At 52.0% G+C, this 12,709-nt stretch carries 11 protein-coding genes; 2 read left to right on the top strand and 9 right to left on the bottom strand.

Features of this window, described 5'->3' with window-relative positions:
* Nucleotides 1-9: 9 nt before the first annotated feature.
* From mscS to VPR01S_RS20685, 5 genes are all read right to left on the bottom strand, one after another.
* A complete protein-coding gene (gene mscS, locus VPR01S_RS20705; protein ID WP_021707323.1) occupies nt 10-873 on the bottom strand; it encodes a small-conductance mechanosensitive channel MscS in 864 nt (287 codons plus the stop codon).
* Between the two features lie 328 nt (nt 874-1,201).
* The gene (gene fbaA / locus VPR01S_RS20700; protein ID WP_021707322.1) at nt 1,202-2,278 is read right to left on the bottom strand and encodes a class II fructose-bisphosphate aldolase; all 1,077 of its coding nucleotides are present in this window, start codon (nt 2,276-2,278) and stop codon (nt 1,202-1,204) included.
* Nucleotides 2,279-2,433: 155 nt separating this feature from the next.
* Nucleotides 2,434-3,597 (bottom strand): phosphoglycerate kinase, encoded by a 1,164-nt coding sequence (locus VPR01S_RS20695; RefSeq protein ID WP_021707321.1) that lies wholly within the window; start codon nt 3,595-3,597, stop codon nt 2,434-2,436.
* A gap of 142 nt (nt 3,598-3,739) precedes the next feature.
* Complete coding sequence (gene epd / locus VPR01S_RS20690) at nt 3,740-4,777, bottom strand: erythrose-4-phosphate dehydrogenase (protein WP_040903257.1); 1,038 nt, start codon at nt 4,775-4,777, stop codon at nt 3,740-3,742.
* A gap of 148 nt (nt 4,778-4,925) precedes the next feature.
* A complete protein-coding gene (locus tag VPR01S_RS20685; protein WP_021707319.1) occupies nt 4,926-6,881 on the bottom strand; it encodes a ligand-gated channel protein in 1,956 nt (651 codons plus the stop codon).
* 136 nt (nt 6,882-7,017) lie between these two features.
* On the opposite strand from VPR01S_RS20685, the gene VPR01S_RS20680 reads away from it, so the two are divergent.
* The gene (locus tag VPR01S_RS20680; protein ID WP_021707318.1) at nt 7,018-7,914 is read left to right on the top strand and encodes a LysR family transcriptional regulator; all 897 of its coding nucleotides are present in this window, start codon (nt 7,018-7,020) and stop codon (nt 7,912-7,914) included.
* A 76-nt stretch (nt 7,915-7,990) separates the two neighbouring features.
* Here VPR01S_RS20680 and VPR01S_RS20675 read toward each other — a convergent pair whose 3' ends face one another.
* Nucleotides 7,991-8,545, bottom strand: a complete 555-nt coding sequence (locus VPR01S_RS20675; RefSeq protein WP_021707317.1) for a BON domain-containing protein — start codon at nt 8,543-8,545, stop codon at nt 7,991-7,993.
* A 174-nt stretch (nt 8,546-8,719) separates the two neighbouring features.
* Entirely contained in the window at nt 8,720-9,124 is a 405-nt protein-coding gene (locus VPR01S_RS20670) for a hypothetical protein (RefSeq protein ID WP_021707316.1), read from the bottom strand.
* A 156-nt stretch (nt 9,125-9,280) separates the two neighbouring features.
* Here VPR01S_RS20670 and VPR01S_RS20665 point away from each other — a divergent pair, with 156 nt between their 5' ends.
* The gene (locus tag VPR01S_RS20665) at nt 9,281-10,633 is read left to right on the top strand and encodes a sigma-54 interaction domain-containing protein (protein WP_021707315.1); all 1,353 of its coding nucleotides are present in this window, start codon (nt 9,281-9,283) and stop codon (nt 10,631-10,633) included.
* Here the strand turns inward: VPR01S_RS20665 and VPR01S_RS20660 are convergent.
* Nucleotides 10,630-12,276, bottom strand: coding sequence for a diacylglycerol kinase family protein (locus tag VPR01S_RS20660; protein ID WP_021707314.1), 1,647 nt, complete (start codon nt 12,274-12,276; stop codon nt 10,630-10,632). The genes VPR01S_RS20665 and VPR01S_RS20660 overlap by 4 nt on opposite strands.
* A gap of 77 nt (nt 12,277-12,353) precedes the next feature.
* Complete coding sequence (locus VPR01S_RS20655; protein ID WP_021707313.1) at nt 12,354-12,554, bottom strand: hypothetical protein; 201 nt, start codon at nt 12,552-12,554, stop codon at nt 12,354-12,356.
* Nucleotides 12,555-12,709 lie beyond the last annotated feature (155 nt).

The following is a 12,709-nucleotide window of genomic DNA, read 5'->3' as shown; positions in this document are numbered from 1 at the left end:
ATCGTCTATTTAGTCGACTTTGTTCAGATGAACGTCCATTTGCGGGAATGGAATTTCGATACCGTTGTCGTCCAGCGCTTCTTTCATCGCTTGAGTCAGGTCCCAGTACACAGCCCAGTAATCTGCGCTGTTTACCCAAGGACGTACTACCAGGTTCACGGAAGAATCCGCCAGCGCATGCACAGAGACATTCACTGCGGGATCTTTCAGAACGCGAGGGTCACTTTCAACCACTTCACGCAGCACTTGTTTGGTCTTTTTCAGGTCCGCGTTGTAAGACACACCAATCAGGAAATCAACACGACGAGTGTCGTAGCGAGAATAGTTGGTGATTGCACCACCAATAACGGCAGAGTTTGGCAGAACAATCATCTTGTTGTCTGGTGTTTTGAGGATCGTTTGGAAAATCTGGATAGAATCCACCGAGCCCGCCACACCAGCAACTTCAACGTAGTCGCCAGATTTAAACGGACGGAAAGCGACAATCAGTACGCCCGCCGCAAAGTTAGACAAAGAACCTTGCAGGGCCAGACCAACGGCCAGACCTGCCGCACCGATAACCGCAACCACGGAAGCAGTTTGTACGCCAACACGACCCAATGCCGCGATCAGTACGATCACAAATAGCAGGTAACGAACCAGACCATGTACAAACTCGACAACGGCCGGATCCATGTCTTTTTTCTTCAGGACTTTAGAGACACTGCCCGCCACTGCTTTCACAATCAGGTTACCGATAAACAGGATCAGCAGTGCAGAAATGATATTAACTCCGTACTGGATCAGCAGATCAGAGTTATTTGTCAGCCATGATTCAGCACTTGCCAAACCATCAATAAGTGGAGTTTGAACCTCCGCAGATTCCCCTGCCATATACGTATCCTCTAACAATAGAATTTTTATTAAATGTGCTGCAATACACCCAGGGAATGGGCGAGCAAATGATCAGTTTGCCAAACATGCGTCAGAATTTTGGCACAATATCTTAAAAGTGACGTTTTGCAAAGTAAGAATTTTGCAAAGAGTTGTAAATCAAGACATTTCGGCCGAGTCTAGTTCGCACGTGTTACAAGAGTAAGAAATGTTTTTCCATTTCGCCATAGGGTGGCGAGCTTTAAGTGTGATTTTTTGCATATTTGATATATCACAGGCACAAAAAAGCCCGCGTTACCGCGGGCTTTGAATGCGTTAAGTCAACGCCTTACAGTACGTCAACCGCGTTAAGGTCTGCGAACGCTTGCTCCAGACGCTTAACCATAGACGCCTGACCCGCACGCAGCCATACGCGTGGATCGTAGTATTTCTTGTTTGGCGCATCTTCACCGGTTGGGTTACCGATTTGGCCTTGCAGGTAATCGTGGTTGTCCGCTTCGTACTGACGGATACCATCCCAAGTTGCCCACTGAGTATCAGTGTCGATGTTCATTTTGATAACACCGTAAGAGATAGACTCACGGATCTCTTCCAAAGAAGAACCTGATCCACCGTGGAATACGAAGTTCAGAGAGTTCGCTGGCAGACCGAATTTCTCAGAAACGTACGCTTGAGAATCACGCAGGATAGTTGGAGTCAGAACCACGTTACCTGGCTTGTAAACGCCGTGAACGTTACCGAAAGACGCTGCGATAGTGAAACGGTGGCTGATCGCGTTCAGTTTCTCGTACGCGTAAGCTACGTCTTCTGGAGAAGTGTACAGCTCAGACGCGTCCATGTGAGAGTTGTCTACGCCGTCTTCTTCACCACCAGTACAACCCAGTTCGATTTCCAGAGTCATGTTCATTTTCGCCATGCGCTCTAGGTACTTAACTGAGATCTCGATGTTTTCTTCCAGAGACTCTTCAGACAGGTCGATCATGTGAGAAGAGAACAGTGGCTTACCAGTTTGCGCGAAGTACTCTTCACCAGCATCCAGCAGGCCGTCGATCCAAGGCAGCAGTTTCTTCGCTGCGTGGTCAGTGTGCAGGATAACAGGCACGCCGTAAGCTTCAGCCACAGTATGAACGAATTTTGCACCCGCTACTGCACCCAGAATTTGTGCTTCTTGACCTTCAAGTTTTAGACCTTTACCAGCGAAGAAAGCTGCGCCACCGTTAGAGAACTGAACGATAACTGGTGCTTTAACTTTCGCTGCTGCTTCTAGTACTGCGTTTACAGAGTCAGTACCTACACAGTTAACCGCTGGAAGTGCAAAGTTGTTCTCTTTAGCAACTTCAAATACTTTCTGAACGTCATCACCAGAGATAACACCTGGTTTTACGAAGTCGAAGATCTTAGACATGGATAGAGTCCTATTTATCTGTCGTTTTAAAAATAAAACTTGTTAAGTTTAAATTCTTGCAAACGTTTGCTCACAACTAGGGCTATTCTAGCAGAGAAGCCCCCTGCGTGCAGCAAACAAGAAAGCGGGAGATTTCCCCCGCTTTCATTGATTCATTACGCTTTAGCGCGTGCTTCCAGCATTTCTACTGCTGGCAGTACTTTACCTTCAACAAACTCAAGGAACGCACCGCCACCAGTCGAGATGTAAGACACGTCCGCTTTGATGCCGAACTTGTCAATCGCAGCCAGCGTGTCACCGCCACCAGCAACAGAGAAACCTTCAGAAGCGGCGATCGCTTCAGAAATGCCTTTGGTACCGGCTTCGAAGTTCTTGAACTCGAATACGCCAACCGGGCCATTCCACAGAATGGTTTTCGCACCTTTCAGGATTTCAGCCAAAGCGGCGGTTGAGTCTGGGCCAAGGTCGAAGATCATGTCGTCGTCTTGCACTTCAGAAACGTGTTTGATTTCAGCTTCTGCGTTTTCATCGAACGCTTTGGCACACGCTACGTCAGTGGCAACTGGAATGGCACACTCTTCCATCAGTTTCTTCGCGGTATCCACCAGGTCGGCTTCGTACAGAGACTTACCAACGTTGTGGCCGGCAGCGGCAATGAACGTGTTGGCGATACCACCGCCAACAACCAGTTGGTCAGCGATTTTAGACAGTGACTCAAGCACCGTCAGTTTGGTTGACACTTTAGAGCCACCAACGATAGCCACCATTGGGCGTGCTGGGTTGTCCATCGCTTTGCCCAGTGCATCCAGTTCGTTCGCCAGCAGAGGACCTGCACAAGCAATAGGCGCAAACATACCGACACCGTGAGTCGATGCCTGAGCGCGGTGAGCCGTACCGAATGCATCCATCACAAATACGTCACACAGGGCTGCGTATTTCTTAGACAGCTCTTCTTCGTTTTTCTTTTCGCCTTTGTTGAAGCGAACGTTTTCCAGAACGACCAGTTCACCCGCGTTCAGTTCCAGACCATCCAGATAGTCTTTCGCCAGTTTCACGTCGCAGTCCAGAGCGTCGTTCAGGTAGTTCACAACAGGCTGTAGAGAGAACTCTTCTGCGTATTCACCTTCCGTTGGGCGACCTAGGTGAGACGTCACCATTACTTTCGCGCCCGCTTCCAGACAGTGCTTGATCGTTGGCAGTGATGCGATGATACGAGCATCTGACGTCACTTTGCCTTCTTTTACTGGCACGTTTAGATCAGCACGGATGAATACGCGTTTACCTGCAAGATCCAGGTCAGTCATCTTGATTACAGACATGTTGTGTCCTCTCAAATAATAAATAATTAAAGTTTTTGGAAAGCCCGGCCACCCTGCCGAACTTGTAAATTCTTCAAACTACTTTTGATATGGAGATACGGCTCATTTATTTCAAGGTTAAAAATAAATATTTCTCCACGCCTCAGTCACTCGGATTTTCTGAGGCCTGCATTGCGAGCGCTGTGTCCAGCATGCGGTTCGCAAAGCCCCATTCGTTATCACACCAGACCAGCATTTTCACCAGTCGGCCATTACTGACCCGGGTCTGGGTACCGTCGACGATCGCGCTGTGCGGATCATGGTTAAAATCGATGGAAACGAGCGGAGCTTCAGTATAGTCAACAATGCCGTGTAATGTACACTGAGAAGCGTCAACTATGGTTTGATTTACGTCATTAACTTTCACATTTGTATTAATTGTGACGCTTAAATCCATGGCAGTGACATTGACTGTGGGCACCCGCACCGAAATAGCCTCAAACTTGTTGGAAAATTTCGGGAAGATTCTTTCAATTCCTTTATGCAACTTGGTGTCTACAGGAATAATGGACTGGCTGGCTGCCCGGGTACGGCGTAAGTCGGTATGGTATGCATCAATGACCTGCTGATCATTCATGGACGAGTGAATCGTGGTGATGGTCCCGGAATCAATGCCAAACGCGTCATCGAGCGCTTTGATGATGGGGACAATGCAGTTGGTGGTACAAGATCCAGCGGACACCACTTTGTGCGTCGCTTGCAGCGTATCGTGGTTCACCCCATAGATAATGGTGTTGTCGAGATCGCTGGCGCCCGGATGGGAAAACAACACCTTACGCGCACCAGCGGCAATATGGGCCTGACCATCCACTTGAGCGCCGAAGACGCCGGTACAGTCGAGGACAATGTCGACGTCAAGATCACGCCACGGTAACAGTTCAATATCGCTCAGGTGCAGAATGCGGATCGAATCGAATTCACCACTGTCATGATGAACATAGATGTGTTCCTGATCATTGGAAATTTTCTTGCCGAAACGGCCGTGGCTGGTGTCATACTGAAGCAGATGCGCCATCGCGTCGGGTTGCGCCAATTCATTCACGGCGACCACTTTTATCTGCTGACTCTTACCGCTTTCGTACACCGCACGCAACACGTTGCGACCGATGCGCCCAAATCCATTGATCGCTATTTTCAGCATCACTTCCATCGCTCTACATCATTTTCGTGCCCCAGATACTAACCGATACCAGACCAAAGCGCATCCGTTGAATGAGTGAACAGACCAACGCAAAACAGGCCGGAATACATTCCGGCCTGTGTTCAGTTCCGTGATCGAGCCTCAGTGCTCAGAACGCGACATCCAGACCCAGCCAGTAACGACGGCCATCTTCAATGTACCCGTACTCTTCGTAGCTGATCTCTTCATCAAACAGGTTGTAGATCGCCGCTTTCAACGTGGTGTTGTGCGTCAGACGGTACGTCACACCGGTATCCACAAACGTGTACGCCGGCTCAATCAGGCTACCCGACGAGGGTCCGGTGGTCGGATCCATCTCTTTGCCACGGTAGGTCAGCTTCGCCCAGCTCTCCAGCTTGGCAGTCGCCTGCCAGCTCAGATCGGCATTGAACAGGTGCTTCGGCAGTTGTTGCAGTGGCTGACCTTTGTATTCACCGGTTTTCTGTTCAGAATCGGTGTAGGTGTAGCTGGTGCTCAGATAAACCGTCTCCGTCAGTGGCATCGCAAACGTCGCTTCCACCCCTTGTGTCACCGCTTCATCCACGTTGATGCGGTAAGTTGGATCCGAGCCCCACTCGTTGGCGCCGTCGGTACAGACCGATGCCGGACATACCACGCGAGTGATCTTGTCTTTGAAGTCGTTGTGGAACAAGGTCAGTGACGCATCAATCCCGTATTCCCCCTGATACATCAGGCTGATCTCTTTATTGATCGATTTTTCCGGCTCCAGATCCGGGTTACCGTAAATGTTGCCGCCACGGCTGACCTGCGCCCAGCCTGGTGCTATTTCACGCAGCTGCGGTGAACGGAAACCGGTCGCTACGCCACCCTTGAGCGTCCAGTCAGAATCGATACTCCACACACCGTATGCACGCGGACTAAAGTGCGTGCCGTAGTTTTCATCATGATCGACACGTCCGCCTAACGTCAGGCTGAACGGATCAATGATGGTCCACTCGTCTTCCACAAACAACGCCCACTGGCTGTTCGAAATTTTCGACTGGCTGGATGCTTCATTTGAAGTCTCATCATTGAGTTTAGCGTGCGTGGCTTCGATACCGGTCGTCAGCACATGGGATGACAGGGTCGTCACCAGGCTGGATTTAAAGGTGGTGTTCTCAATCTCCATCTTACGCGACTTATTGCGGCTGTCTTCACGCTGCAGGTAAGTTTCCGAATACCCCCATTCCTGCCAGTCACCGCTGTGGCTCAGAGCCACATAGTTACGACGGTATTCATTTTCGCTGTCTTCACACTCACCGCGACAACCGCTGGTCGGAACCGAATGACCCACATTGCCGCGGCGATCCTGCGCCGACGTCCCGCCTTCTAACTGGAACGAATGACGGTCATTCAAATGATAAGTCAGTTTCGACGTCAGGCTCTGCAGGCTTTTGTCTTCATAGCCGTGAGGAATATCGTCCTCGTTACGCTGGGTATACTGGCCGTAAACTTGGAGCGACAGAGCGTCAGAAAGCGGGCCGTTCAAATAGAAATTAGCGCTCTGTTCGTTACCCGATTTGCGGTCTTCCTGGATCACCGTTCCGAGCTGGATATTACCGTTCCAGCTTTGGCTGTCTTTGCGCGTAATAATGTTGATCACACCACCGATCGCGTCCGAACCGTAGAGTGTCGACATCGGGCCACGGATGACTTCGATACGTTCAATCGCCTGCAACGGTGGCAGCCACCCCTGCTCAATACCCGGGCCGTCGCTGTTCGGACGCGTTTCGCGGGTACTCTGACGTTTGCCGTCCACCAGGATCAGGGTGTATTTCGACCCCATCCCGCGGATGCTGATGTCAGTGGTATCTCCACCGCCAGTCACCACCACACCCGGCACGCTCTTCAGTGCGTCGGTAATATCACGGTAGTAACGGGACTCAAGCTCTTCGCGCGTTACCACGCTGATACTGGCCGGAGCATCGGCCTGACTTTGTTCGAAACCGGAAGCGGTTACCACCACAGTTTCGGGTTTGGTTGCAGAATCGGCGTGGACCTGAGGAATGGCCAACAGAGCCAACATGCCGGCAGAACCTGCGGCCGGCAGTTTAATAGTGGACATCTTGAACTCCATTATTGATAATGATTATTATTTTCGAAACGATTATTCACAAATAGACAGCGATGCATAGACAGAGTTATGGAATGACTCTTCCCATAAATGGAACTTGGTCACTGCACAGCATGAGGAGTAAAAGATGCATGACCTCGCGGCTATCCGGGCTTTTGATGCGCTCAACCAGCACAAAAGTCTGACGTCGGCAGCCAAAGCTCTGAATCAACCGAAATCGACCATCAGCCGCCGTTTGGCGCAATTAGAAGAAGACGTCGGTCAGGCATTGACCGCCCGGCAAGGCAACCGGCTGGTACTGACCAAAGCCGGCAAAATCTTCGCCCGTTACAGCCGGCAGATGCTGGAGCTGGCCGATGAGAGTCAGGATGCGCTGCAGGGGTTGAACAACAAAATCTCCGGACAACTGCACATCGTGTGTCACGCCGCTTTAGTGCGCAGTTGGCTCAGTGGCGTACTCAATCAGTTCCTGAGTGAGAATCCGGACGTCAAAATCCGCTTGAGCAGCGATGTAAACAGCACCCATAATGAGCCGGATCTGGTGCTGTGGGTCGGGCCTTGCCCCTCACTCGAATGGCGCGAAGAAACACTGGGTTACTGGCGCTATGCGCCTTACGCATCGCCGGAGTATCTGCGTCAGCATGGCCAGTTGACGTCTCCTCAGGAATTGCATCGTCACCCATGGATCGATTTCGGTTGCCTGCGCGAACGTGAGTTGACGCTTCACCACAGTGAGCACGGCGAGTTTAAGCTCGAGCCGCTCTCCAGCCGCCTGCACAGCGACAACGTGGCGTTGCAGATTGATGCGATCGCCAACGGACACGGCATTGGCCTGCTGCCTACCTGGACCGTGCAGGGTTACCAGCGCCACCATCCGGGACGCATCGTTCCTTGTCTCGACAGCTGGTTGTCCGAACCGGTCGCTATCACCTGCTATACCCCGGCAGGTCGCCACCCATTGCGTCTGTCGGTGTTACTGGACGCCCTACAACAGCAGGTTCCGCTGTGCTGGTGCAAAGGGTAACGCGCATAAAAAAGGCGCTCTAAGAGCGCCTTTCGTGTTGTGTCCGCAACGTGTGCTGCGGCAACGATTGGAATGATTACTGGGTGACCACGTTGAGCTGATCATCGACCTTTTTCACGTCATCGGTATGCTTCGCCAGCAGCAATGCGAGCTGACGCATAGCGTCCGATTCCACTTCCCCTTTGAGGGTAACCACACCCTGCTCAACATCAACATTGATGTCCGAACCGTTCACATCCGGCTCGAGCAACAAGGAAGTTTTGACTACGGTGGCAATTTTTGAGTCCACCAGATCCTGTTTCAGATCACTGCTCTGCTGCTTCTCATCCATTACCGTCAGTTGGTTGTCGACCTTTTTTACCCCATCTATGTTGCGCACCAGCTCACCGGCCAGGCGTTTGTCGACATCACTGTCCACATTACCGGTCAGATACACCACCCCTTGTTTCACATCGGTATTGATATCAAAGCTGTTCAGATTGCCATTAAACAGCAGCGTCGCCTCGGCTTTGCCGTCGATCCAGCCATCCTGCGCACTGTCTTTCCACTGATTGCTGTCCGCCGCGCTGGCACTGAATACACTCACGCCAAGAGTCAGAATAAGCGCTTGAGTTAACGTTGAAAATTTCATGTTCGTCTCCTCTGTGGTCTGGTCATACAAATATAAAATGTCCATTTGTATCTATGCCAAAGGCGTGCCAATCAATCAAATAATTATAAATCAACTACTTAAAACAAAACTTAAACCACACTGCTCGCCGAGCTATGAAAAAAATTCCTGTCCGGAGGTAACTTTTATACGCGCTCAGCGCAAACGTCGCCAAGTCAGTGCTGCGGTTTCCACTTCCATCTGCAACGCCGCAATCCAATACGACACCATGTGAATCAGTCTCTTATCTTGCAAGGTTTTACTGACCTGACGCGCACGGCGAATCAGTAGCCGGTTTTGTTCCATCAACGCCGGCATTCCCTCGCAGTGCGACGTCACCAGATACACTGGCTGGCAGCCTCCCAACTCTTTGCCCAGCGCACGGATGGCCTGACGCTTCAGGCTCATCAGCCTCGCCAATGAGCGCTGCAGACTGTGGTTGTGCGTGGTGGCGTGCCACTGCACTCTGGCGTGGTTGAGGCTGGCCTGCAACCACGCCATGACCAAGCGCACTTGATGAGCATCGGCCAGCGAAACAACGCTTTCGTTCTCCTGAGTCACTTCCACCTCCTGGCTGTTATTTCTCTCACTCTGAGATGACAAACAATCTTTATACCAACTTATACGTAAAACTGCGGTTAAAAACACAGCGCGCCGCTTGAGAGAATGCATCCGATTACATACAGTGAAGGTTCATTCACCGCAAAGGAACCGTGCATGTCTCTGCCTACTTTGTTCGTGTTACTCTCCGATCCTCAGCATGTTGACGCTCTGACCCGCAACGGCGTGTTGTCGCAATTTTCCCTTATCGAGGCAAACGGCCAGACACACTGGCTGAGTCAGCTTGAGCAGGCTGATACCGACGTGGCGCTACTGGATACCCGTTATTTCTCGGCTAATGAACTGACCGAGTTGGCCGCCTCCCACGTAGTCACCGACACCGACGTGATCCTGCTCAGCGACGGCACTCCCAATCCGCACATTGATCAATTAATGTTGAGCGGCAGTGTGTTCCACTTTCGCCACCCACTCAATCACGAACTACTGCATGATACCCTGAGCGACATAGCTCGCCACTTTGAACAGCACCAATCTGGTCCGCCAACGGCCGCAGTTCAGGCCAGTCCGCTGGATCAATTTGGTCTGCTGGTCGGATCATCCCGAGAAATGCACACCATGTATCGCACACTGCGCCGGGTAGCGAAAACCGAATCCAACGTGCTGATCGTCGGTGAAAGCGGTGCGGGTAAGGAACTGGTGGCCAATACCCTTCACCTTGCCAGCGCGCGAACTCAGCAGCCTTTCATCGCCATCAACTGCGGAGCGATCAGCCCGGAGTTGGTGGACAGTGAGCTGTTCGGACACGAAAAAGGCGCCTTCACCGGCGCCAACAAAACCCACGCGGGTGTTTTTCGTCAGGCCGAAGGCGGTACGTTGTTTCTCGATGAGGTGACCGAAATGCCGCTGGAGCATCAGGTCAAGCTGTTGCGCGTGCTGGAAAGCGGGGAATACCGCCCGGTGGGCAGCCAACAAAGCTGTCGCGCCAATGTCCGGGTCGTGGCGGCCACTAACCGCGATCCTCAGCAAGCGATCGAAGAGGGACGCTTTCGCGAAGATCTGTATTTTCGCCTGGCGCATTTTCCAATCCATGTACCACCACTGCGTGAGCGGGGCGATGACATCAGCGGTCTGGCGCAGCATTTTCTCGCCCACCGTAATGCCGAAGAGCAGCAAAGTAAAGCCATCTCGCCTCAAGCCATTGACGCGCTGGCAACGCACGACTGGCCGGGGAATGTCCGTGAGCTGAAACACTGTATTGAACGGGCGTACATACTGGCGGATCAACAGATTGAGTCACACCATCTGGTGTTCGATGCACCGCCACTGCAATCGCCGTCGAGGCTGGAAGCCGCGATTCCTGCTGGCGTCGCACTGGAAGAGATTGAAAAAGCAGCCATTTTCAATACCTTGCAAGAAAATCAAGGCAATAAAACCGAGACCGCGTCCGATCTCGGTATCAGTGTCAAAACTCTGTACAACAAACTGGAACGCTATCAGGCCAAAAGTTAAAGGGTGATCTCGCCGCTTTGCGGTGCTCTGGGCGACATGATTTTTAGTGCGTCCGGGCGCACCGCAATATCAAGCACACTGCTCTCAAACAGTTCACCATCAATCACATACTTGAGGCCGTCAGGATGCTGAATGCGCACCGATTCCACCTGACGGTGCTCAGTGAAACTGCCCAATTTTTCCGACGTTACCCCCGCCACAGCCAGTTCGGTGAGTGACAGAACGTGCATGCCCGGCAATTCGGCTTTGGGGATCCAGGTGACGTCCAGCTTGCCGTCGTTGATGTCCGGCTCGCCACTGCCTTGCGCCAGCAAGGTACTGAACGGCGCAGCATTGGCGATCACGATGCTCTGTGTCTCTAATGTCTGCTCTTCTTCCTGATCAAAGCGGACCTTGAGCGTAATGCTGTCGCCATTCGTCACCGCATTTAAAAAGCCTTTCAGATACGCCACCTGACCATCGCTGTTCTTCGCTTCCCGATTGGCAAACTCGATCATCTGCTGCTCAAAGCCGACCGCGACAATCAATAACGCAATCCGCTGATTACAGGTCGCGACGTCAATCATACGGGTATCGCCATGAATAATGGCTTCGCAGGCGGTGGCCAGAGGCGTCAGTTTGGAACGAATTCCCCACATCGCATGACATAAAGCGTTGGCGGTGCCAAGCGGCAGAATCCCAAAGCGTACCGAGCTGCCGACCAATTCGGCCGCCACCTCGTTAACCGTACCATCGCCCCCGGCAGCGATCACCAGATCCGGCTTGGCTTGCAAAGCCTGACGGGCCAGCTGTGCCGCCGAGACTTGCTCACTGGTTTCTTGCACCGCCAGAGAGAAATACGGAGACAACGCTACGATGATGCCCTCTTTGTTCGCTGGCCATTTACCGCCGCCGGAGACCGGGTTGGCAATCAGCCACGCTTTGGGTTTACTCAGACCAAACTCCTGGTTGGCAATGTAACGCTCCAGAGCCCGGTACTGCGTTGAGTTCAGCCGTGCCCTGCGACGGATCGACTGGATCTGCTGCATCACTTCCTCAATGCTGCTTTGCGGTGACCGAGCCAGCAAGTAGGCGGCCATGACCATCACAGATCGGCCGCGACCCAGCGCACAGTGCACCACCACGGCGCGTTGTTTTTTGCGCTGAGCTTCGATCCAACGCACCGCCTGAAGCAAGGTGGAAAATTCCGGGTAGGCGTGGTCGAGGACCGGTACGTTGAGGTAATCGATCCCCTCGCCCATCAAAGACATATTGAGGCTTTCAAATTCGGCCGTCACATCCAGTACGGCTTTGACTTCATACTGATGCAACGCCTCAACATCTGCGGGGGTCAGGCGCGCTGCGAGGTAAAGCCCGGGTTCGATTTGCTGAATGCTGGGCGTAGAAGAGCGCGATCGCACCAGATAGTTGTACGCGTACACCCCCAACATAAACGGCCAAAACAATACCCGCACCCCTTTCGGAATTCGGCCGTCACTGTTTTTACGAAAGATACGTCCATTGTTTTTGTAATACGCCAACGCCACCAGCGCCAGTGACAACGCCGTCCAAAGCATCACCAGGCTCAATCCCCACCAAGGGCTAAGCAGACTCAGAATTAAGGCGCCAAAACAGCCCATCATGTAATACGTTGCAACCCGCATTCTTCACCTCATTTTGCCATCAGATTCACTCCCGCCAGACGTATTGAGTATAGCGGGAGCCCAGTCACACAGGATATTTAACAATCCGTGTCTTGCGCGTTGGCCGATTCTTTGAGGTTTTCACAACTGTCTTCGATAGCATTGCCGGTGTCCGTCACCGCCTGGTCGATTTTCTCACCGACATCTTCGGCGCTGTTGTCGTCGCTGCACGCGACCAGACCAGCACTCAGCATCAGAGTTAGCATCGGGATCAATACTTTTTGATTACGCTTTTTCATCATACGCTCCTTAGTGATTAGAAGAGGTTGAATACAAGGTAGCGAAAGCCGTGCCAACAAAACTAACCATTAAAAATCAGTAATATAGAAAAATCAGTAAACAAATCTAAAATCCGAAGCGGTAAGAATTTCACACCGATGGGAAAAACTTACGC

Origin of the sequence: Vibrio proteolyticus NBRC 13287, assembly GCF_000467125.1 — a bacterium.
GTDB lineage: Bacteria > Pseudomonadota > Gammaproteobacteria > Enterobacterales > Vibrionaceae > Vibrio > Vibrio proteolyticus.
Note: the sequence above shows the minus strand (reverse complement) of the source record. Positions and strands in the feature narration are given on the sequence as shown.

Bases quoted from the DNA above. Each gene is read 5' to 3' on its own strand.
- mscS (WP_021707323.1), bottom strand. From the start codon at position 873: ATGGCAGGGGAATCTGCGGAGGTTCAAACTCCACTTATTGATGGTTTG.
- fbaA (WP_021707322.1), bottom strand. From the start codon at position 2,278: ATGTCTAAGATCTTCGACTTCGTAAAACCAGGTGTTATCTCTGGTGAT.
- VPR01S_RS20695 (WP_021707321.1), bottom strand. From the start codon at position 3,597: ATGTCTGTAATCAAGATGACTGACCTGGATCTTGCAGGTAAACGCGTA.
- epd (WP_040903257.1), bottom strand. From the start codon at position 4,777: ATGCTGAAAATAGCGATCAATGGATTTGGGCGCATCGGTCGCAACGTG.
- VPR01S_RS20685 (WP_021707319.1), bottom strand. From the start codon at position 6,881: ATGTCCACTATTAAACTGCCGGCCGCAGGTTCTGCCGGCATGTTGGCT.
- VPR01S_RS20680 (WP_021707318.1), top strand. From the start codon at position 7,018: ATGCATGACCTCGCGGCTATCCGGGCTTTTGATGCGCTCAACCAGCAC.
- VPR01S_RS20675 (WP_021707317.1), bottom strand. From the start codon at position 8,545: ATGAAATTTTCAACGTTAACTCAAGCGCTTATTCTGACTCTTGGCGTG.
- VPR01S_RS20665 (WP_021707315.1), top strand. From the start codon at position 9,281: ATGTCTCTGCCTACTTTGTTCGTGTTACTCTCCGATCCTCAGCATGTT.
- VPR01S_RS20660 (WP_021707314.1), bottom strand. From the start codon at position 12,276: ATGCGGGTTGCAACGTATTACATGATGGGCTGTTTTGGCGCCTTAATT.
- VPR01S_RS20655 (WP_021707313.1), bottom strand. From the start codon at position 12,554: ATGAAAAAGCGTAATCAAAAAGTATTGATCCCGATGCTAACTCTGATG.